10 protein-coding genes are annotated in these 23,896 nt (G+C 68.3%); 6 read left to right on the top strand and 4 right to left on the bottom strand.

The window, feature by feature from the left end; translation table 11 throughout:
- Positions 1-941: type II secretion system F family protein (locus ACWKWX_RS26725; RefSeq protein ID WP_483829351.1), on the bottom strand; the 941-nt coding region annotated here is incomplete at its 3' end.
- Position 942: 1 nt separating this feature from the next.
- A complete protein-coding gene (locus ACWKWX_RS26720) occupies positions 943-2,667 on the bottom strand; it encodes a GspE/PulE family protein (RefSeq protein WP_483829350.1) in 1,725 nt (574 codons plus the stop codon).
- A gap of 486 nt (positions 2,668-3,153) precedes the next feature.
- Here ACWKWX_RS26720 and ACWKWX_RS26715 point away from each other — a divergent pair, with 486 nt between their 5' ends.
- Entirely contained in the window at positions 3,154-3,387 is a 234-nt protein-coding gene (locus ACWKWX_RS26715; protein WP_416427592.1) for a hypothetical protein, read from the top strand.
- Positions 3,384-6,080 carry a glycoside hydrolase family 3 protein gene (locus tag ACWKWX_RS26710; RefSeq protein WP_483829349.1) on the top strand — a complete coding sequence of 899 codons (2,697 nt, stop codon included), beginning with the start codon at positions 3,384-3,386 and terminating at the stop codon, positions 6,078-6,080. The genes ACWKWX_RS26715 and ACWKWX_RS26710 overlap by 4 nt, the downstream gene beginning before the upstream one ends.
- 15 nt (positions 6,081-6,095) lie before the next feature.
- Here the strand turns inward: ACWKWX_RS26710 and ACWKWX_RS26705 are convergent, their stop codons facing one another.
- Together ACWKWX_RS26705 and ACWKWX_RS26700 are read right to left on the bottom strand one after the other, a co-directional pair.
- Entirely contained in the window at positions 6,096-6,746 is a 651-nt protein-coding gene (locus ACWKWX_RS26705; RefSeq protein ID WP_416424040.1) for a TetR/AcrR family transcriptional regulator, read from the bottom strand.
- 21 nt (positions 6,747-6,767) lie between these two features.
- Entirely contained in the window at positions 6,768-8,096 is a 1,329-nt protein-coding gene (locus ACWKWX_RS26700; RefSeq protein WP_483829348.1) for an MATE family efflux transporter, read from the bottom strand.
- A 335-nt stretch (positions 8,097-8,431) separates the two neighbouring features.
- Here ACWKWX_RS26700 and ACWKWX_RS26695 point away from each other — a divergent pair, with 335 nt between their 5' ends.
- From ACWKWX_RS26695 to ACWKWX_RS26680, 4 genes are all read left to right on the top strand, one after another.
- Entirely contained in the window at positions 8,432-9,550 is a 1,119-nt protein-coding gene (locus ACWKWX_RS26695; protein ID WP_483829347.1) for an MBL fold metallo-hydrolase, read from the top strand.
- A gap of 205 nt (positions 9,551-9,755) precedes the next feature.
- Complete coding sequence (locus tag ACWKWX_RS26690) at positions 9,756-10,214, top strand: PA2171 family ribosome-binding persister protein (protein ID WP_416424033.1); 459 nt, start codon at positions 9,756-9,758, stop codon at positions 10,212-10,214.
- A 268-nt stretch (positions 10,215-10,482) separates the two neighbouring features.
- On the top strand, positions 10,483-10,770 hold the full coding sequence (locus ACWKWX_RS26685; RefSeq protein WP_483829346.1) for a hypothetical protein: 288 nt from the start codon (positions 10,483-10,485) through the stop codon (positions 10,768-10,770).
- 351 nt (positions 10,771-11,121) lie between these two features.
- Positions 11,122-23,895: a BapA/Bap/LapF family large adhesin gene (locus ACWKWX_RS26680; RefSeq protein ID WP_483829345.1), complete on the top strand. Its 12,774-nt coding sequence runs from the start codon at positions 11,122-11,124 to the stop codon at positions 23,893-23,895.
- Position 23,896 lies beyond the last annotated feature (1 nt).

The raw sequence follows: 23,896 nt of genomic DNA, 5'->3' as shown, positions 1-23,896 counted from the left end.
AGGGTGCCGCCGCCCTTGACCCAGTCGGTGGCCTGCTCCACCTGGGCGACGATGGCGCGGTTGCTGCACACCTGGCGCACGATCAGCAGCGCCTGCAGCAGGGCCACGCCGTTGCTCAGCAAGGTGCCCAGGGTGCGCGCCAGGCGCGCGGCTTCGATGCGTTGCAGCAGCGGGCCGATGACTTTGATTTTCAGCAGGCGCAGGTCGTTGCGCTGGCGCCGGGCCGGGTCGCGCAAGGCGATGGCACTGCCCCAGATCAGCACGATGATCGCGGCCAGCACCACCAGTCCCCACGCACTCAAGAACTCGCCCATGGCCAGGATCACCTGGGTAATCAGCGGGATCGGCACGCCCAGGTCGCGAAAAATCGGCACGAACTGCGGCACTACATAGGCCAGCAGCAGGGCCAGCGAGCCGAGTACACCGACGACAAGAAACGCCGGGTAGATCAGCGCGTTGATCACCTCGCCGCGCAGGGTCTGGCTACGTTCCAGATAGTCGCTGAGCTGCCTCAAGGTGTTCTCTAAAGCACCGCCCGCCTCGCCGGCGCGAACCATGCTGATGTACAGCGTGGAGAACTGCCCGCCCTCTTCTTCCAGCGCCTGGGACAGCGGCTTGCCGGCCTTGACCTGTTCGCGGATGCGTTCGATCAGGGCGCGGGCCTTGGCTTCCTGGGTCTGCTTGAGCAGGATGCCCAGCGAACGTTCCAGCGGCTGGCCGGCGCCCAGCAGGGTGGCCAGCTGCTGGGTGAAGCTGACCAGGGCGGCGCCGTTCATGGCCTGGCTGGCGCGGGCGCTGCGCGCGCTGCCGGCTTCCAGGCTCAGTACCAGCCAGCCACGGGCCTGCAACTGGGCCACGGCCGCCTGTTCGCTGGCGGCGTCGAGGCTGCCCTTGTGCGCGGCGCCGTCGGCGGCCAGGGCGCGGTAACGGAAGGTCTGCATGTCAGTCGCCCCGTGCCACGCGCAGCACTTCTTCCAGCGAGGTGATGCCGGCCAGCGCCTGGCGCAGGCCGTCCTCGTACAGGGTCACCAGGCCGTGGCGGCGCGCGGCCGCTTCGAGGGTGGCAACGTCAGCCTGGCGCATCAGCAGGCTGCGCAGTTCATCATTCATCACCAACAGTTCGGTGATGGCGCTGCGGCCGTGGTAGCCGCCGCCGGGGCTGTCGGTGGCCGGGCGGTACAGCACAATGGGCCGCTGGGCGGTGTACTGGTCCAGCCGGTGGCGCGCGATCAGCTCCGGCGGCGCCTCGAAGGCCACCCGGGTGGTTGGGTCGAGGCGCCGCACCAGGCGCTGGGCGAGGATGCCCTGCAGGGTCGAGGCAATCAGGTAGTGCTCCACGCCCATGTCCAGCAGCCGCGTGATACTGGCGGCGGCGCTGTTGGTGTGCAGCGTCGACAGCACCAGGTGCCCGGTGAGCGACGACTGGATGGCGATGCGGCAGGTTTCCAGGTCGCGCATCTCGCCGATCATGATCACGTCCGGGTCCTGGCGCACGATGGAGCGCAGCGCCCCCGGGAAATCCAGGCCGATAGCCGGTTTCACCTGGATCTGGTTGATGCCCGCCAGCTGGTATTCCACCGGGTCTTCGACGGTGATGATCTTGCGCTCGGCGGTGTTGAGCCGCGACAGCGCGGTGTACAGCGTGGTGGTCTTGCCCGAGCCCGTGGGCCCGGTGACCAGGAAGATGCCGTGGGGGCGTTCGAGCAGCTCCAGCAGGCTGTGCAGGCGCGGGCCGTCGATGCCCAGGGTGGGGAAATCGAAGCTCACGGTCTGCCGGTCGAGCAGGCGCATCACCACCGACTCGCCGAAGCTGGTGGGCACCGTCGATACCCGCAGGTCCAGCTCCTTGCCCTGGATGCGCAGCATGATGCGGCCATCTTGCGGCAAACGCCGCTCGGCGATGTCCAGCCGGGCCATGATTTTCAAGCGCGAGATCACCGCCGCCGCCAGGCTGGGCGGCGGCGCCTCGCCCTGCACCAGCAGGCCGTCGACGCGGTAGCGCACCTGCAGTTGGTCCTCGAAAGGCTCCACGTGCACGTCGGAGGCGCGGTCCTGCACGGCCTTCTGCAGGATCAGGTTGACCAGGCGAATCACCGGCGCCTCGGAGGCCAGGTCCTTGAGGTGCTCGATGTCTTCCTGGGCGTCCGGCTCGCCGTCCAGGGACTCGATCAGCGCGTCCATGGCGCTGCGGCCCTGGCCGTGGAAGCGTTCGATCAAGGTGTTGACCTCGGCGGCGGTGGCGATCACCAGCGTCAGCGGGCGCTGGGCGCAGTAGCGCAGGGCGTCCAGGGCGTACGCCGACAGCGGCGCGCTGGCAGCCACCTCGATGTGCGCCGGCTGGGCGTCCAGCACCACCAGGCCATGGTGGCGCAGGAAACGCTCGCTGCCCAACAGCGGCGGCGCGGCGTCGCCGGGCAGCTGGGCCAGGTCCAGGCGCGGCACGCCCAGCAGGGCTGCGCAGGCCTGGGCCACCTCTTCGTCACGCACGGCGCCCAGGCGCACCAGGGTGCGCAGGATGTCGTCGTCGCTGCCACTTTCGGCCAGGCACAGCTTGCGCGCCCGGTTAATGTCCGAGACTTTGGCTTCAGTATGTTCGGCCAACCACTGGCACAATTCGAGTTGCGTGGGAAGTTGCACGCACCCGGCGGACGTTATGACTGACGACACAGTATCGCTCGATGGCCAGGCCACAAAGTATTTAATAATAAACGCACACTTGCGCCTTCGTACTTGGCGCACGAAACAGCCCAGGCGAGCAACTAACAGGAAAGTATCAATAGAATTAGCGAGCGTATTTTTCAACGCTGACACAGCTTACCAGAACCTAAAACCTAACTGCAATTAGGTTTACCAAATTGGTTATTTATTGCTTTTAATAACCGTTCAACACCAGAACAAACCCAAATAAAGCAATTTTTACGCAACAAAATATAACATTTTTCCATTATTCATGAACAATTCAGCCAGTATCACCCCTTCGCCAGCATGCCCCTTCATCGCTTTTCCGGCGTTTTTTATCCGTTCGGAAAAATATCTTTGCGAACATTGAACTTTTAAAGGCATCATCGGGACTTACACTTCGGCGCAACTTCGCAATAACATCGAAGTGCCATCATTTAACCTTCACTCGAGAATCAATCGATGAACCGACTCATGTTGCCCGTCATGGGCACTGTGCTCTTGTGCGCCCAGAGTTTCTGCGCGCTGGCGGCGGATACAACTTCCACGACCAACACGCACGAGCAACTTCGCGAACAACTGGAAGCCAAGCGCGATCAATTGTCAGGCGCCGCCAGCGTGAGCAAGGCCGCCCAGGCCACCGCCGCCACCGTGCAAGACGACCCGGTGGTCACCGACGACGCCCCCAGCCAGGAGCAGCAACAATGAGCAGGGTGTTCAAACAGGCGCTGAGCCTCAGCGTGCTGGCCTTCAGCGTGGCCCAGGCCAACCTGGCGCTGGCCGAAGTCACCCCGGCCACCGGCGATGCGGTGGAAGCGCGGGTCAGCTCGATCCTCGACAACATGAGCACCTCGGAGAAGATCAACTTCACCCGCGTCGACGACGGCCACATGATCCCCAAGCTGACCAAGTGGGGCATCCAGGGCACCGTGGCCTATGACTCGTCCATGGGCGTGCACGTCAACAACGCCACCTTCGGCGCGCAGTACCCGTCGCAATCGGCCATCGCCGCCACCTGGAGCATCAACCGCGCCAAGGAATTCGGCCTGGCCATCGCCTACGAGACGCGCATCTCCGGCGGCCAGCAGATGCTCTCCCCGGGCGTCAACCTGTACCGCACCCCCTACGGCGGCCGCGCGGCCGAGTACCTGAGCGGTGAAGACCCGTTCCTCGGCGCCGTGCTGGCCCCGGCCGTGGTCAACGCCATCCAGGCCCAGGGCATCCAGGCCAGCGGCAAGCACTACCTGGCCAACGAGCAGGAAGCCAACCGCCAGGCGGTGAACGTGGTGGTGGATGAGCGCACCTTGCGCGAGATGTACCTGCCGGGCTTCGAGTCGATGGTCAAGAACGCCAACGTGGCGTCGATCATGTGCGGCTTCAACAAGATCAACGGCGACTACGCCTGTGAGAACCATCACCTGATCACCGACGTGCTCAAGGGCGAATGGGGCTACCAGGGCATGGTGATCAGTGACTTCAACGCCATCCACGATGCCTTCAAGGGCGCCTGGGCCGGCACCGACATCGACATGCCGTCGGGCCTGCAATTCACCGAGGCCAACCTGCTGCCACTGCTGTACAGCGGCCAGCTGACCCAAAACGTCATCGACGACAAGGTCAAGCGCAACCTGCGCGGCATCGTCAGCTATGACCTGCAGGAACACCTGAACACCGCGCAGACCCTGACCCACACCGAGTACGGCGCCAAGGCCGCGCTGGACACCGCGCGCGAGTCCACCATCCTGCTGCGCAACGAAAACACCAGCGCCGGCGCCCCGCTGCTGCCCCTGGCACGCAGCGCGAAGATCGCCGTGATCGGTGACTGGGCGTACCAGGCCCCGGGCTCGCCGTTCGGCACCGCCAACTCGCCACCCAACAGCTACGTGACCGAACTCAGCGGCCTGCAGCAGCTGGCGTCCGACAGCAGCAACGTCACCTACCTGCCAGCCCTGAGCCTGAACCCGCAGGCGTCGGTGTGGTACCAGCCGTCCAGCGGCAGCAGCGACGTCAGCAACTCCGGCATCAAGGCCGAGTACTACGCCAACACCAGCTTCTCCGGCGACCCGGCGCTGACCCGCGTGGAGCCCGGCGTGAACCTGAACTGGACCACCAGCACCAACGTCACCAACGCCGGCACCACCACCGTGTCGGGCTTCACCCCGACCGCGGGTGCGTTCTCGGCGCGCTTCACCGGCGTGATCAAGCCGACCGTGACCGGCCCGCAGGTGTTCAAAGTGCGCGCCGACGGCCCTTACAAGCTGTGGGTGAACGACGTGCTGGTGCTGCAGAGCGACGGCGTGCCGTACTCCTCGGACGTGGTCAACGCCCTGGTCACCTCGGGCAAGACCGCCTCGCTGACCGCCGGCAAGGCCTACACCGTGAAACTCGAGTACGAGCGCGTGCAGGGCAACTTCACCCCGGCCCTGGGCGGCCTGGCGGGCGTGCAGATGAGCTGGGCGGCACTGGCTGCGCCTAAGGACTTGTCCAAGTACGACGCGGTGGTGGTGTCTGCCGGCACCAACTACGAGAACGAAGGCGAAGGTTCGGACCACGGTTTCGACCTGCCCGACCAACAGGCTGACCTGATCAGCGCAGTGGCCAAGGCCAACCCCAACACCATCGTGGTAATGCACGGCGGCGGCATCGCCAACATGCAGCCATGGGCGAAGAAAGTCGGCGCTACCCTGGAAGCCTGGCTGCCAGGCCAGCAAGGCGGCCAGGCGTTGGCGGAGATCATCTTCGGCAAGGTCAACCCGTCAGGCAAGCTGCCGGTCACCATCGACAAGCAGATCGAGGACAACGCCAGCTACGCCTCCTACCCGGACCCGGCGCAGTACCGTGGCGACAACGCCCTCACCCAGCTGACCTACAGCGAAGGCCTGTACCTGGGCTACCGCGCGTATGACAAGCGCAACACCAAGCCGCTGTACCCGTTCGGCTTCGGTCTGTCGTACACCACGTTCAGCTACAGCGACCTGAAACTGTCGACCAACGTGCTGACCCCGGGCGCCACCGTCAACGCCAAATTCACCATCACCAACACCGGCGCCAAGGCCGGCTATGAAGTGGCGCAGCTGTACGTGCAGCCGGTGAACCCCAGCGTCGACCGTCCCGAGAAAGAGCTGAAGGGCTTCACCAAGGTGTACCTCAAGCCGGGCGAGAGCAAGACCGTGAGCATCCCGCTGGACTCGCGTTCGCTGGCCTACTACGTGGACAACACCGACAGCTGGAACGTCGATGCCGGCAAGTTCAAGATCCGCGTCGGCACCAGCTCCGCCGACCTGTCGCTGAGCCAGACGCTGACCACGCTGTACGCCGAGCAACTGACCACCCGCGACAGCAACCCGCTGCCCAAGCCACTGCGCAAGGCCGTGCAGGTGTCCACCTCGCAGACCTATTAAGCAATTGATGCAGCCTCAAGGGTGAGGCTGCAGATCCTTGGCCAGGCGGCCCAGGTAGGCGTCGAACACCTGCATCACGTCGACGCTGTCCCGCCCCCTGAGCCACTGGATCTGCAGGCCGTCCATCACCGAGAACAGCTCCAGGGCCAGGGTCCTGGGTTGCACGTCCGCGCGGATCGCGCCGCTGGCCACCAGTGACGCCAGGTGCGCCTGGGCGTGACCATGCACCACCTCGAATTTCTCCTGGTACCAGGGAAACGCCGGATGCTTGTCCGACAGGCTCTCGACGTTGATCATCAGTGCCGCCTGGCACTCCGCCGCATCTTCCACGCTGAACCCCATGCTCATGCGCAGAAAGCGCAGGAAGCCATCGAGGGTGGGCGCCGTTTCCAGTTCGCTGAAGCGTTCGGTCACGCGCTGGTCGCGACGGTCGAGCAAGGCCCGCAGCAGTGCCACCTTGTTGGGAAAATGGTGCAGCAGGCCGACGGTGGTGATGCCGGCAATGTCGGCCACGTCACGCATCGACGCGCCCTGGTAGCCGTCCCTGGCGAACACTTGCGTGGCCGCGTCCAGCAACGCCATGCGGCGCATCTCGCCCTTGGGCGCACGCCGGCGCTTGGGCGCTGGCAGCTGCGCCGCGTCGTGCTGGTTATCCGTATCTGACATAAAAACCCGTTGCACTTGAATTCATTGATTGGCCCGGCGCAGCAGGCGCCAGGCGGTGATGATCGCCAGCAGCGCCACCACCGCGTTGCCCAGCCACATGCCCAGCACCGCGCCGCTGGCGCCATGGCCGTGGGCACCGGCGTACACCCATGGCAGGGTGCCCAGGGTGCCGCGCAGCCAGCCGAAGGTAGGCACCCACCAGGCGCGGCCCAGGGTGAGGAACAGCGACTGGGCGACGAAGTCCAGGCCGAACAGCACCCACAGGCCCATGCCCAGGCGCGTCACCGTGAAGAAAATGTCGCGGCCATTGCCCTGCAGGTGGAAATAGTCGGCCACCAGCGGGCCCATTACCAGGACCAGCAGCCAGAACGCCACACCATAGAGGACCACCCCGCGGCCTGTAAAGGCGATGGCCTGGCGCACCCGGTCGTGGCGGCCGGCGCCCAGGTTCTGCGCCAGCACCGGCACCAGCGCCGTGGGCAGGGCAAAATAGACGCAGTAGCCCAGTTGCAGTACGCGGTCCACCACCGCCATGCCGGCCAGCGCCGAGGCGCCCAGCCCGGCCAGGGTGATCATCAGGTAGCTGATGCCCACGGGCATGGCCAGATTGCCCAGTATCGCCGGCACCGCCAGCCGCGCCGTGCGGCCGATGTGCAGGCACAGCAACCGGGCGTTCAGGCGCAGCGCCAGGCCCAGGTGGCGCTTGAGCCAGTAAAGTCCTACCAGCATTGACACCAGTGCCGCCAGCGCGCACGACCAGCCTGCGCCCTGCAGGCCCATGCCCAGCCCGAGGATCAGCAGCGGGTCGGCCACTGCCAGGGTCAGCGCACCACTGAGCAGCACCCACAGCGCCAGGCGCACGTGGCCCTGGGCCTTGAGCAGCTGTGCGCTCATCTGCGCCAGCGCCACCGGCACGCTGGCGGCCAGGGTCATGCACACGAACCCACGGGCCGAGGCATAGGCGCCGGGGTCGGCCCCCAGCCAGCGGGCCAGCGGCGCCATGGCCAGCCATTCCAGCGCCGCCACGCTTGCCGCCACCGCCAGCACCATCAGCAACAGGTGCGTCACCAGCCGTGCCAGGCGCCGGCCGCCATGCTTGCCGATGCGCTCCGACAGCAGCGCACCGCCGGCAATCACCACCCCGGCGGCGAACGCGCCGTTGAGGAACATCAAGGTCTTGGCCAGGCCCACCGCCGCCAGCAGGCGCTGGTCGCCCAGCCGCGAGACGTAGACCAGGGTCAGGATATCCACCATGAACACCGCCAGCAGGCTCAACGCGCTGGTGCTGGCCATGGCCAGTACATGGCGCGCGATAGAGCCTTCGGTAAACCGGGCGATGGGGGTGGGCATGGGTGGGGCGTACTCGGGGATGGACGCCAATATTAGCAGCGCGGCCCGGGGCCACGCACCAAATCTCGGGACGCGGCGGCCAGGACGCGGCCTGCGGCCGCTGCTACAGGCGTCCTGCCACCCAATCCAGTACCTGTTGGTTGTCTATCACCTGACCCAAGCTCACATCGACCAGTGCCTCCTCGGTCAGGTCTCTGCGTGCCGCAATTACAAATCAGCGTCCTAACGCAAGGCAACCGCTTCGATCGGCCAAATGTTTGACTGGATATTCCGACGGAACCGTCCCGCCCCGCGACTATCTACACTCGATACCGCCCCCCCACAAGGATCCCCCCGTGCCCATTCGCCCCAGCGCCCTGCTATGCGGTTTCTCGCTACTCTGCGCCGCCACCTGCGCCAGCGCTGGCGGCGAGCCGCCGCTGGCGCCCTCGCCCGAACAGCTGGCCGCCAGTGACATTCACCACGCCCCGCGTGCAGACGGCCATTTCGAAAACAACGACGGCCCCCTGGCGCGCGGCAGTGTCTGGAAGTGGCGCTGGAACGCCTTCGTCAACCGGCTGCCGCCACCACCGGCGAACAATTACCAGTTCCCCATCGACCACCCGGACGTCGCCGCGCTCAAGGCCAACCACACCCGCGCCACCCTGACCTGGATCGGCCACGCCAGCGCCCTGCTGCAGATCAACGGCGTGAACATCCTCACTGACCCGGTGTTCTCCGAGCGCGCCTCGCCGTTCTCCTTCATCGGGCCCAAGCGCAAGGTTGCGCCTGGCCTCGCCCTGGACCAACTGCCGCACATCGACGTGGTGCTGATCTCCCACAGCCATTACGACCACCTCGACACCGCCAGCGTGCAGGCGCTGAACCAGCAGGTTGGCGGCCCGCCGCGCTTCCTGGTGCCGCTGGGCATCAAGCAATGGATGGCCGACAAGGGCATCGATAACGTCGAGGAGCTGGACTGGAGCGACCACACCCGGGTGTCCGGCCTGGACTTCTGGTTCGTGCCCGCCACCCACTGGTCCGCGCGCAGCCTGGGCGACCGCAACGACACCCTGTGGGGCGGCTGGGCGGTGAAGACGCCACCGGCGGCTGCGCAGCCGTTCTCGCTGTACTTCGCCGGCGACACCGGTTATTCCAACGACAGCAAGCGCATCGGCAAGGCCTTCGGCGGCTTCGACCTGGCGCTGATTCCCATCGGCGCCTACGCGCCGCGCTGGTTCATGGGCCCGCAGCACGTGGACCCGGGCGAGGCCGTGAAGATCTTCCAGGACATCGGCGCGAAGAAGGCCATCGGCATTCACTGGGGCACCTTCGAATTGACCGACGAACCCCTGGACGAACCGCCGAAAAGGCTGCTTGAGGCGACCCGCGCCGCCGGCCTCCCCGACGACGCCTTCAGCGTGCTGCACCACGGCCAGACGATTTCCCTGGACAGCAACGCCATTGAGCATTGAAGCACCGCGCCGCTATCTGCACACCGCACCAAGCGGCATTCATGCAATGTGCACGGCGGGCAAGCACTTGACCAGAACCCAAGCCCTTGGCAAATAACGAATTGTGCCGGTGGTCGAAAGTGGCACAGCCGATGCTCCACTCTTCCAGCTTCTCCCAGGATCGGCATTCAGATCGGTCCGTCAACCGTGATAGGGGTACTGGAAAATGAATGCTATCGAACTGCTGGTGGCCGACCACAAACGCGTGAAAGCCATTCTTGAGCAACTGAGCGACTCCACCGAGCGCGGCGTGAAAAAGCGCACCGACCTGTTGGCCAAGCTGGAGATGGAAATCACCCTCCACACCCAGCTGGAAGAAGAGATTTTGTACCCCGCCTTCAAAGCAGCGGGTAGCAAAGAGCAGGACGTGATGTACTACGAGGCCAAGGAAGAACACCGCACGGTGGACTCACTGGTATTGCCCGATCTGCAGGCAACCGACCCCGGCACAGTGGAGTTTTCCGGCCGGGTGAAGGTAGTCAAGGAACTGCTCGAGCACCATATCGAGGAAGAAGAAAGCGAGATGTTTCCCCAGGCGCAGGAACTTCTGGGCGACGCGAAGCTGGAAGAACTGGGGACACAAATGGAAGCCATGAAGAAGGCGGCCCACCAGAAAGCCGCTTGAGTGGCAGCTCTGGCTTGCCAGCAAGTCCACGGCATGCCTCGCGCAACTCTTGGCAGCAACTGCCTTGAAATGGCGTCGTCTGCATCGCGACTAGAGTCGGCTCCTACGCCGTTCGTGGTAGGAGCCGGCCGTGGCCGCGATGCAGGCGACGCGGTCTAAACGGTTTACGCATCCGCGTAGCAGTTGCCGCAGGCTGCGTCCTACCACTCAAACACCACGTATCACCGCCGATACCATAAGCACCAATCACGATACACGGACTGATGAAATGGATCTTTCTATCAGCACCACCTCGATGGCCTCCCTCACCGTTTCCGAGCAGAAAATCACCCTGCAACTGGTCACCGGTGAGGCCGCGGTGTATTACCCCAGCGAGGCCGCGCAGCAGCCGGGCCTGACCATGAAAACGGTGAACACCTGGATTGGCCGTGAGCAAACCGTCATGCTCGCCGGGCGGACCAGCTCCCACAGGCTGCGCCTTGCATGCGCGGTGCACCAGGCACACCGTGGCGCCCATGACGCGGCCTGGGGCCGCTGCTACAGAGGCACTGCGTAGCAGCAACTGTCTTGTGGGAGCTGGCTTGCCAGCGAGCTTTTCAATCGCCGCAAAGCTCGCTGGCAAGCCAGCTCCCACAGGCATATTCATGGGTCTGATAAAAACCTGTACAAAAAAAGCACCTTTTCCCAACACCCCGGTCATACCTAGATTACCCCCGCCCAATCCCTCTGCCGCCTGTCGCGCAATCGCTGCTAGCGCCCAAGCTAGCCGACGCTTTCGTATCCATTTGCTATACATGAAGGATCCAATTCGTACAGGATTTTTCGGCGTTGCCGTGCCCGGCGAGCCGTAGCGATCACCACGCCATTTGCTGTGTGGTGACGGAAGAAGCGAAAGGAAGAGCCGATAATGGACAATATCGTCGTCGCTGACAAAGCCACTGCCCAAGTCACTGCCCAAGCGTTTGGCAACGTTTCCCTGCAAGACCCCGCCGTGGTACAGATCCCCGTGCCCCCCCAGCAGGTGGCGTCCGTCGGCCGTAGCGGCGATGCCGCGGTGCTGCACCTGAAAAACGGTGAACAGGTGCGGGTCGACAACTTCTTCAAGGCCAACCCCCAGGGTGTGCACAGCGACATGGTGTTCCAGGGTGACAACGGCACCCTGTGGCAGGCGCAATACAGCGCCGAAAGCTTCAACGGTTTCACCTTTGCCGAAGTCTCCTCTATCGACGACCTGCTGGCCGGCGTTGCCGTGGTCGGCAGTGCCACGCCCGAATGGGCTATCGCCGGCCTCGGCCTGCTGGGGGCCGGCGGCGCCACGGCAGCCGCGGTAGGCACCGGCGGCGGCAGCGGAAGCGGCGGCGGTGGTGGCACCGCTGTCGACACCACCGCGCCCGACGCCCCCACGGGCCTGGCGCTGTCCGCCAACGGCCTGCTGTTGAGCGGGCTGGGCGAACCCGGCAGCACCGTGACCGTGCGCGACAGCGCCGGCAACGTACTGGGCACCGGCACCGTGGGCAGCGACGGCAGCTTCCAGGTGCCCCTGGGCAGCGCCCAGAACAACGGCCAGACCCTCGACGTGACCCTCACCGACGGCGCCGGCAACACCTCGGCGCCCGGCACCATCGTCGCGCCGGACACCACCGCGCCCGCCGCCCCCGCCGACCTGGCCCTGACCGGCGATGGCCTGACCCTGAGCGGCAACGGCGAACCCGGCAGCAGCGTGACCGTGCGTGACAGCGCCGGCAACGTGCTGGGCACCGGCACCGTGGGCAGCGACGGGCATTTCCAGATAACCCTGAACCAGGCCGAAACCAACGGCGAGACACTCAACGTCACCCTCACCGACGCCGCCGGCAACAGCTCGGCGCCCGGCACCCTGGTCGCGGCCGACACCACCCCACCGGCCGTGCCCGGCAACCTGGCGGTGAACGCCGACGGCACCACCCTCACCGGCACCGGTGAAGCTGGCTCGACCATCACCGTGAAAGGCGCCGACGGCACCGTGCTGGGCACCGCCCTGGTGGCCAGCGACGGCAGCTTCAGCGTCACCCTGGCCCCGGCGCAAACCGCCGGCCAGGCCTTGACGGTGATCGACACCGACGCGGCCGGCAACAGCTCGCCCGCCGCCACTGCGCAAGCGCCCGACCTCAGCGTGCCGGACACTACCCCACCCGCACCTGCCACTGACGTGGCCATCAGCGGCAGCGGCAGCCTGGTCAGCGGCCACGGCGAAGCCGGCGCCACCGCCACCGTGATCGACGCCAACGGCACCGTGCTGGGCACCGCCGTGGTCGGCAGCGACGGCCTGTTCAGCGTCACCCTCAGCCCCGCGCAAAACGACGGCCAGACCCTGCAGGTGACCCTCACCGACCCTGCCGGCAACGTCTCGCCCAACGTCGCGCTCACCGCCCCCGACCTCACCGCCCCGGCGCAGCCCGGCAACCTGGTCTTGAGTGCCGACGGCCTGACCCTGACCGGCACCGCCGAAGCCGGCTCGCGGGTGCTGGTGCATGACAATCAGGGCCAGGTGATCGGCCTCACCCGTGCCAACGCCGACGGAACCTTCAGCCTGACCCTGAGCAGCGCCCAGACCAATGGCGAGCACCTGGACGTCACCGCCACCGACGCCGCCGGCAACACCAGTACGCCCACGCTGCTGGTGGCCGCCGACACTACCCGCCCCGACGCGGTCACCGACGTGGTGATCAGCGCCGATGGCCAGGCGCTGTCGGGCACAGGCGAACCCGGCGCCACCGTCACCGTGCGCGACAGCAACAACGTGGTCATCGCCAGCGGCCTGGTCAACGCCAATGGCACCTTCGAAGTTACCCTGCAACCGCCCGTTACCGAGGGCGACACCGTGCGCATCACCCAGGCCGACGCCGCCGGCAACGCCTCGCCCGCAGTTGTCGTGGTCGCCCCGGACGCCGACGGCCCCGGCACGCCGGCCAACCTGCAGGTCAACGAAAATGGTTCGCAACTGAGTGGCACCGGCACCGCCGGCAATGCGATCCAGGTGCTCGACAAAAACGGCACCGTGATCGGCGCCGGCGTGGTGGCTTCAGACGGCACCTTCATCGTCAGCCTGCTCCCCAACCAGGCCAACGGCGAAGTGCTCAGCGTGCAGGCCACCGACAGCAACAGCGAAGTCTCGGTCAGCGTCCCCGTCACCGCCCCCGACATCACCGGCCCCGCCGCGGCCACCGACCTGGCCGTGAGCAACAACGGCCTGCTGCTGACCGGGCGCGGCGAAGTCGGCGCCACCGTCACCGTCAAGGACGCCGCCGGCAACGTGCTGGGCAGCGCCGTGGTCTCGGCCACCGGCAGCTTCAGCGTGACCCTGGCCAGTGCCCAGGTCGATGGCCAGGCCCTGCACGTGACCCTGGCCGATGCCGCCGGCAACCCTTCGGCCGTCGCCGACATCAACGCACCGGACCTGGACGGCCCGCTGCAACCGGGCAACCTGGCCGTCAACAGCGCCGGCACCGTGCTCAGCGGCGTCGGCGAGGCCGGCGCGCACATCACCGTCACCAGCACCACCGGCACCGTGCTCGGCACCGCCGTGGTGGCCGCCGATGGCACCTTCAGCGTCACCTTGAGCAGCCCGCAGCACAACGGCCAGACCCTGCTGGTGAGCGCCACCGACAGCACCGGCAACGGCGCCGGGCCGGTGAGCTATGTCACCCCCGACACCCAAGCGCCCGCCCCGGTCACCGACCTGGCGGTGAACGCCACCGGCACGCAGCTGACCGGCAATGGCGAAGCCAACGCCAGCATCACCGTGCGCGACCCGTCCGGCACCGTGATCGGCACCGCCACGGTGGGCACCGACGGCCATTTCAGCGTCCTGCTGACCACCCCGCAAACCAACGCCCAGGCGCTGCTGGTGGTGCAGGCCGACGCCGCCGGCAACCCGTCGACGCCCGCCAGCGTCAGCGCCCCCGACCTGACGCCACCGGCGCAGATCACCGACGCGAGCATTTCCGCCAACGGCGCCGTCGTCAGCGGCCACGGCGAAGTGGGCGCCACCGTCACCGTCAAGGACGCCAACGGCGCCTCCCTGGGCAGCGCCGTGGTGGGCAGCAACGGCCTGTTCCAGATCACCCTGGGCACCGCGCAAACCAACGGCCAGACCCTGACCGTGGCGCAGGCCGATGCCGCCGGCAACCCGTCGCCCAGCAGCTCCCTGACCGCCCCGGACACCCAGGCCCCCGACGCGCCCACGCAGCTCACCCTGAGCAGCGATGGCAACACCCTCAGCGGCGTCGGCGAGGCCGGCGCCACCGTGCGCGTCTACGCCCAGGACGGCACCCTGCTGGGCTTCGCCACGGTGAACGACAACGGCAGCTTCAGCGTGCCCCTGAGCGGCACCCAGGCCGATGGCCAGGTGCTGCACGTCAACCAGACCGACCTGCACAACAACGTTTCCGCCGATGCCGGCTTCACCGCGCCGGACACCACGCCGCCCGGTAGCCTCGACAACCTGGCCATCAGCCCCAACGGCGCCACCGTCACCGGCACCGGCGTGGCCGGCGACACCGTGTACGTGCGCGACGCCAGCGGCACGCTGCTGGGCAGCGCCGTGGTGGCCGGCAACGGCAGCTTCAGCGTGACCCTGAGCCCCGCGCAACTGGACGGCCAGACCCTGAGCGTGCACCAGGAAGACGCCGCCACCAACGCCTCGGCGACCCAGACCCTGACCGCGCCGGACCTCACCGCGCCACCCGCGCCCAGCGAACTGCTGGTGGACGCAAGCGGCACCACGCTCACCGGCCTCGCCCAGGCCAACAGCACCGTGCGCGTGCTGGACGCCGACGGCAACCTGCTGGTGACCGTCACTGCCGGCAGCGACGGCCACTTCACCGCCACCCTGCCCTCTGCGCAGCTCAACGCCGAAGTCCTCCAGGTCACGGCCTCCGACAGCAGCTACACCTCGTTGCCGGCCACCGTCACCGCCCCGGACACCACCAACCCGGCCCAGCCGGGCAACCTCGCCGTGACCCCGGACGGCAGCCAGGTCTCCGGCACCGCCGAGGCCGGCAGCACCGTCACCGTGCGCGACAGCGGCGGTGCCCTGCTGGGCAGCGGCACCGCAGGCAGTGATGGCGCGTTCGTGGTGACCCTGACCACCCCGGCCGCCAACGGCAGCACCTTGAGCGTGACCAGCACCGACGCGGCCAACAACACGTCCGAGCCCGGGACCGTGGCCGGCCCCGACGGCACCCAGGTCGCCAGCCCCAGTGACCTGGCCCTGGCCAGCGACGGCAGCACCCTCACCGGCAGCGGCACCGCCGGCACCACCATCAACGTGCTGGACAGCAGCGGCGCCAGCCTGGGCACCGCGCTGGTCAACAGCAGCGGGCGCTTCAGCGTGCTGCTGCGCATTGCCCAGGTCAACGCGCAGACCCTGCACGTGACCGCCAGCGACGGCACCCACACCTCGGTACCAGCCACCGTGGTGGCCAGCGACAGCACCGCCCCCGACGCCCCCACCGACGTCGCCGTGGCGGCCAACGGCAGCACCCTCACCGGCAAGGGCGAGGCCGGCGCCAGCGTGGCGGTGACCGACGCCAGCGGCGCCGTGGTCGGCACCGCGCTGGTGGCCAGCAACGGCAGTTTCGTCGTCACCTTCACCACCCCGCAGCTCAACGCCCAGGCGCTGACCGTGACCCAGAGCGATGCCGCCGGCAACGTCTCGCAGCCGGCCAGCACCCAGGCCCCCGACCTGACCGCGCCGAACCCGGCCGCCAACCTGTCGATCAATAACGTCGGCACCGTGGTCAGCGGCACCGGCGAGGTGGGCGCCACGGTCACCGTGCGCGACGCCAACGGTACCGTGCTGGGCACCGGCACGGTGGACCAGAGCGGCAACTTCCAGGTCAGCCTGGGCAGCGCCCAGACCAACGGCGCCGCCCTGCACGTCAGCCTCACCGACGCCGCCGGCAACGTCTCCGCCGACGCAACCCTGGCCACCGTCGACACCACCCCGCCGGCGGTGGTCAGCGGCCTGGCCATCAGCAACGACGGCACCACCCTCAACGGCAGCGGCGAACCCGGCGCCACCGTGCACGTCACCGACAGCAACGGCAACCCACTGGGCACTGCCGTGGTGGCCAGCAACGGCAGTTTCTCGGTGACCCTCACCACCGCGCAAACCAACGGCCAGGTCCTCGACGTCAGCCAGACCGACCCCAGCGGCAACACCTCCGCCTCGGTCACCCAAGTGGCCCCCGACACCACGCCGCCCGCCGCCCTTACCCAGGTGGCGATCAACGCCGACGGCGTCACTGTCACCGGCCACGGCGAGCCCGGCGCCACCGTGCAGGTCTACAGCGCCGACAACACCCTGCTGGGCACTGGCCTGGTGGCCGCCAACGGCGCTTTCACCTTGACCCTGAACACCGCGCAGCTCAACGCGCAGGTGCTCACCGTGACCCAGGAAGACCCGCCCGGCAACGTCTCCACCGCCGTGGACATCACCGCCGTGGACCTGACGCCGCCGGCCAGCCCCACTGACCTGGCACTCAATGGAGCCGGCCTGCAGCTGACCGGCCACGCCGAGGCCGGCAGCACCGTCACCGTCACCAACGCCCAGGGCACCGTGCTGGGCACCATCACCAGCGGCAGCGACGGCGTGTTCCACGTCACCCTCAACAGCGCGCAAACCAACGGCCAGGCCTTGACCGTGACCGCCACCGACGCGGCCGGCAACGTTTCCAGCCCGGCCAGCCTCACCGCCGCCGACACTACTGCACCGCTGGCCGTGACCAACCTGGCCGTGGCCAGCGACGGCGCCACCCTGGCCGGCAGCGGCGAGGCCGGCGCCACCGTCACCGTGCGTGACGCCAGCGGCACCCTGCTGGGCACCGTAGTGGTGGGCAGCAACGGCAGTTTCAGCGTCGGCCTGAGCCCCAGCGCCAGCGCCGGCAGCAACCTCAGCGTGGTGCAGACCGACGCCGCCGGCAACGCTTCGCCCAGCGCCTCGGTGACCGCGCCGGGCACCCTGGCCGAACCTGCGCCCGCCAACCTGGTGCTCAGCGCCGACGGCCTGACCCTGAGCGGCACCGCCACCGCCGGCAGCACGGTCAGCGTGCACAACGCCGCCGGCACCTTGCTGGGCAGCGCCCTGGTGCTCAACGACGGCACCTTCAGCGTCACCCTGGCCAGCGCCCAGCTCAACGGCCAGGTGCTGGCGGCCAACGCCACCTCCAGCGACGGCATCAACTCGCTGCCGGCCAGCCTCACCGCGGCCGACGTCACCGCCCCGGCACCGCTGAGCAACCTGCACCTGGCGGCCGATGGCGCCGCGCTGACCGGCCGCGGCGAAGCCGGCGCCACCGTCACCGTGCTGGGCCAGGGCGGCATTGTCCTGGGCAGCGTCGTGGTCGGCGCCAACGGCACGTTCAGCCTGACCCTGACCACCCCGCAGACCAACGCCCAGGTGCTCAGCCTCAGCCAGACCGACGCCGCCGGCAATGAATCCAACAGCGTCAACCTCACCGCGCCCGACCTGATCGCGCCGAACGCCCCTACCGTCACCAGCGTCAGCAGCGACGGCCTGGTGCTGTCCGGCAGCGGCGAGGCCGGCGCCACGGTCAAGGTGATGGGCACTGACGGCACCCTGCTGGGCACCGGCACCGTGCGCCTGGACGGCACCTTCCAGATCACCCTGAACACCCCGCAGGCCAACGGCCAGACCCTGGCGGTGACCCTGACCGACGCCGCCGGCAACACCTCGGCGGCCACCAACCACGTGTCGGTGGACACCACCGCGCCAGCCGCGCTCACGCAACTGGCCATCGGCAGCGACGGCGCCAGCATCACCGGCCACGGCGAAGCCGGGGCCACCGTTACCGTCACTGACGCCAACGGCAACCCATTGGGCCAGGCCGTGGTCGGCAGCACCGGCACCTTTACCCTGACCCTGAACCCGGCGCTGACCAACGCCGAAGTGCTGACCCTGGTACAGGCCGACGCCGCCGGCAACGTCTCGCCGGCCACCAGCCTGACCACCCCGGACTTCACCCCGCCGGCAGACCTGGCCAACGTCGCCATCAACGCCGCCGGCGCCCTGGTGACCGGCACCGGCGAAGCGGGTGCCACCGTCACCGTCAAGGACGCGGCCGGCACCGTGCTGGGCAGCACCGTGGTGCTGGCGGACGGCTCGTTCGCCGTCAGCCTGAGCACCCCGCAGGTCAACCATCAGCAACTGAGCGTGCAGCAGGCCGACCCACCCGGCAACGTCAGCAGCCCGACCCTGATCATCGCGCCGGACCTGACCCCGCCCGACGTGCCCGCCCAGCTGCAGTTCAACGCCACCGGCACGGTGGTCACCGGCACGGGTGAAGTCGGCAGCACGGTGAAAATCACCCTGGCCGACGGCACCGTGATCAACGGCGGCGCGGTGGACAACACCGGGCATTTCCTCGTCACCCTGAGCGCCGGCCAGGCGCAGACCAACGGCCAGACCGTGTGGGTAACCCTGACCGACGACGCCGGCAACGTCTCGGCCACCGCCACGTTGCTCGCGCCGGACACCACCGCGCCCAACCCGGTGCAGAACCTGGCCCTGGACGCCGCCGGGCTGGTGCTCAGCGGCACCGGCGAGGTCGGCGCCAGCGTCATCGTGACCTCCAGCACCGGCACCGTGCTGGGCAACGGCACCGTGGCCGCCGACGGCACCTTCACCCTTACCTTGACCAGCGCGCAGCTCAACGGCCAGGTGCTGTCGGTGGTGCAACAGGACGGGGCCGGCAACAACGCCACCGCCACTGCCTTCACCGCCCTAGACGTGACGGCCCCGGCCGCGCCGGTGGTCACCAGCCTGAGCGCCGACGGCCTGACCCTGACCGGCACCGGCGAGGCCGGCGCCACCCTGGTTGTCACCTCGGCCACCGGCACCACCCTGGGCACCACCACGGTAAACGCCGACGGCAGCTACAGCGTCGGCCTCAACGCCGCGCAGCTCAACGGCCAGGTGCTGACCCTGGTGCAGACCGATAGCGCCAGCAACCACGGCGCGGCCCTGCTCTACACCGCGGCCGATGTCACCCCGCCGGCCCAGGTAGACAACCTGGCGCTGAGCAACAGCGGCCTGGTGCTGACCGGGACCGGCGAGGCCAATGCCATCGTCACCGTCACCTCCGGCGGCCTGCCCATCGGCACCGCCACCGTGGCCGCCGACGGCACCTTCAGCGTCCTGCTTACCAGCGCCCAGCTCAATGGCCAGCAGCTGTCGGTGATCCAGACCGACGCCGCGCTCAACCCCTCGACGGCGCAGACCCTCGACGCCCGGGACATCACCGCGCCGACGGCGCCGCTGGTGACCTCGCTGACCAACAACGGCGGCACGCTCAACGGCACCGCCGAAATCGGCAGCGTCATCAGCGTCACCAACGCCGCCGGCACCCTGCTGGGCACCGTCACCACCGGCGCTGACGGCCAGTATCACGTCACCCTGAGCCCGGCCCAGGCCAATGGCCAGGTGCTGTCGGTGGTGGCCACCGATGCCGCCGGCAACCATTCCCTGCCCCTGACCTACGCCACTGCCGACATCACGGCACCAGACGCGGCCACCAACCTGAGCATCAGCGCCGACCACAGCCAGCTGGCCGGCCGCGGCGAAGTGGGGGCCAGCGTGGCCGTCACCAACGCCGGCGGCACCAGCGTGGGCACTGGCACCGTGGGCGCCAACGGCAGCTTCATCATCAACCTGAACCCCGGCATCAACGCCAACGATGTGTTGAACGTGGTGCTGACCGACGCGGCGGGCAACCACTCCCTCGACGCCGTGCTGACGGTGCCGGTGAACCCGGCGCCGGACGCGCCCAGCGACCTGGTGCTGGCCGCCAACGGCCTGACCCTGACGGGCGTGGCCGAGGCCTCCAGCACCATCACCGTGTACAACGCCAGCGGCACGGTGATCGGCACCGGCACGACCACGGTCGGCGGGTTGTTCACCCTGACCCTGGACGCCGCGCAGACCAACGGCCAGACCCTGTCGGTCACCGCCACCACCAGCACCGACGGCGCTTCGCTGCCCGCCACCGTGGTAGCCGCGGACACCACCGCGCCGGACCCGATCAGCGACCTGGCGCTCAACGTCACCGGCTTGATCGTCACCGGCCGGGGCGAAGCCGGGGCCACGGTCACGGTCAGCAACGGCAGCACTGTGCTGGGCACGGGCACGGTGGGGGCCACCGGCACGTTCAGCGTGACCCTGAGCAGCGCCCAAACCAACGGCCAACTGCTTAGCGCGGTGCAGGCCGATGCAGCCCACAACAGCTCGACCGCGGTCACCCTCACCGCCCCCGACACCACCGCGCCCGCCGCCCCCAGCGTGCTGGGCCTCAACGGCGCCGGGCTGGTGCTGTCGGGCGTGGGTGAAACCGGCGCCACCGTCACCGTGCGCAGCAGCGCCGGCGATGTGCTGGGCACTGCCACCGTGGTCGGCGGGGTCTTCGCCGTCACCCTCAACGCGGCGCAGCTCAACGGCCAGACCCTCAACGTCAGCCAGGCCGACGCCGCCGGCAACGTCTCGGCCACCGCCACCCTGGTGGCCACCGACGTCACTGCCCCGGCCACCCTCACCGACCTGGCGCTGAGCAGCAGCGGCCTGCAGGTGACCGGCAAGGGCGAAGCCGGCGCCACGGTCACCGTGGTCAGCGGCGCCACCACCCTGGGCACCGCGGTGGTCAACGCCGCGGGCACCTTCACCGTGACCCTGAGCAGCGCCCAGCTCAACGGCCAGGTGCTGAGCCTGACCCAGGCCGACGCCGCCAATAACGTATCGCCCGCCTCCACCCTCACCGCCGCCGACGTGCAGGCCCCGGCGGCGCCCACCGGCGTCAGCCTGGCAGCGAACGGCCTGACCCTCACCGGCAGCGGCGAAATCGGCGCCACGGTGACCGTCACCAACGCCGCGGGCACCGCCCTGGGCACCGGCACCGTCGGCGCTGGCGGCACCTTCACCCTCACGTTGAACAGCGCGCAACTGGACGGCCAGGTGCTGACCGTGCGCCTGAGCGACGCCGCCAGCAACGTCTCGGCCGCCGCCAGTCTGACCGCGCCGGACATCACCGCGCCGGCCGCGCCCACTGGCGTGGTGGTCAACGCCAGCGGCACCCTGGTCACCGGCACCGGCGTGGCCGGCTCCACCGTCAAGGTGCTGCTGGGCACCACCGTGCTGGGCACCGGCACGGTGGCAGCCAACGGCAGCTTCTCGGTGGCGATCGCCGCGCAAATCAACAGCCAGGTGCTGACCGTCACCCAGGCCGACCCCAGCGGCAACGTCTCGGTGGCGGCTACCGCCACCGCGCCCGACCTCACCCCGCCGGCCGCGGCCACGGGCCTTGTGGTCAGCGCCGACGGCCTGACCCTGACCGGCAGCGGCGAGGCCGGCAGCACCGTCACGGTGAAATCCGCCAGCGGCCTGGTGCTGGGCACCGCCACCGTGCTCAGCGGCGGGCTGTTCAGCGTCACCCTGGGCAGCGCCCAGAACCACGGCGAGACCCTCACCGTCAGCCTCACCGACGGCAGCGGCAACGTCTCCACCGGTACCACCGTGGTGGCCACCAACATCGACGCCAACATCCCGCTGGTGGCCAGCAACGACCTGGCCACCGCCACGGTGAACCTGGCGCCGGTGAGCAGCACCGCCCATTATTCGGACTCGTTCACCACCCTGCTGTCGGGCTTCTCCAAGACCTATTCGTTCAGCATCAGCGCCGGCACCACCGGCACCCCGACCCTGACCCTCACGGCCGGCAGCCTGGTGTCGCTGCTCAACGGCGTGGTCTACACCCTGCAGGTCAAGGACGCCAGCGGCGCCTGGGTGACCCTGGACATCAACGGCAACGGCGGCCTGCTGGACCTGCTGACCCTGGGCTCGCAGCAGGTGCAGGCGAAGATCGGCACGCTGCTGGCCGGCGATTATAGACTGGTCGTCTCCAGCACCGGTATCGGCCTGCTGACCACCGTCACCAGCGACCTGGCGCTGCAGACCACCAGCCTCACCCAGTTCACCGGCACCGCCGGTGCCGCCACCACCGGCAACGTCCTCACCGACCTGGGCACCAGCGGCGTGGCCGACCAGTTGGGGCCCAACAACCTCGCGGTGCTCAAGGTGCTGGTGAACGGCAGCTACGTCACCGTCGCCAGCGGCGCCGGCACCACGGTGCAGGGCCTGTACGGCACCCTGGTGATCCATGCCGACGGCAGCTACACCTATACCGCCAACGGCAGCACCAGCAGCGTGGGCAAGGTCGACACCTTCAGCTACGAGCTGGTGCACCCCACCGCCGGCACCGCCACCGCCACCCTCTACGTGCGCATCGACAGCCCCCAGGCCACGGAAACCTGGAGCAGCACCAACCTGGCCAGCCCGGCCGTGGTGGTGGACGCCACCAACGATATCGCCAGCACCAGCATCACCCTGGCCGCCAAGGAGGTCACCAGCACTTCCACCCTGGGCACCCTCAACGTGCCACTGCTGGGCGGCAGCGCCACCTACACCACCAGCGTCGCCAGCAACACGGTCAGTGACCTGACCGTGACCCTCAACGCCAGCAACCTGCTGAGCGTTGCCGGTGGCCTGACGGTGACGCTGTACAAGATGAACAGCTCGGGCGTCTACGTGGTGGTGAAAACCGTCAGTGGCAGCTCGCTGCTGAGCCTGGGCAGCAACAACTACGGGGTGACCTTCGACGACCAGACCGCCGGCACCTACCAGGTGAAAGTGGCGGTGACCGGGCTGGGCATCCTCAGCACCATCACCACCAGCATCACCAACGCCGCCACCTACACCAACCAGAACGTGGTCAGCAGCTACACCCCGGTCACCGGCAACCTGCTCACCGACACCGCCGGCGGTGGCGCCGACGTGCTGGGCTCGGCCTACACCGTGCTCAGCGTGTTGCTGGCCGGCACCTACGTGACGCCGGGCTACAACGGCACCACGCTGACCGGCACCTACGGGTCGTTGCTGGTGCACGCCGACGGCAGCTACGTGTACACCCTCAATGCCGGCCTGACCGACGCGGTGATCGGCCACACCGACGTGTTCACCTACGAGCTCACCCACCCCAACGGCACCACCGACGTCGCCACCCTGACCATCGACCTCAACCAGGCCGGCGCCGTGGCCACCTTCTCGGCCCTGGCGCTGGTCAGCGACGACAGCACCGCCGCCACCACGGCGGCGGTGGCCACCACCACCGAGGTCATCCAAGGCACCAGCGGCAACGACACCCTGGACGCCGGCCACGGCGGCGCGGTGACCCTCAACGGTGGCGCCGGCAACGACACCCTGATCGTCCACGACCAGAACTTCACCTCGGTGGACGGCGGCACCGGCACCGACACCCTGCAATGGGCCGGTGGCGACGCCACCATCGACCTGGGCAACCTGGCCAGCCGCATCCACAACATCGAGATCATCGACCTCACCAACACCGGCACCGTGAGCCTGACGCTGAACCTGGCGGACATCATCGCGGTCACCGAGACCGGCGCCGACAAACTGATCATCAAGGGGGGCAGCAACGACAGCGTGCACATGACCGGCAGCACCTGGGTGGCCGACGCCAGCGAACAATCGGGCGGCGTGGACTATACCCAATACACCCCCCAGGAGGACCCAAGTCACCACCTGTGGGTACAAAGCGGGGTGCATGTGGTGTAAC

It is taken from the genome of Pseudomonas imperatae (assembly GCF_057128625.1).
This window is presented reverse-complemented; position numbering and strand designations above follow the sequence as displayed.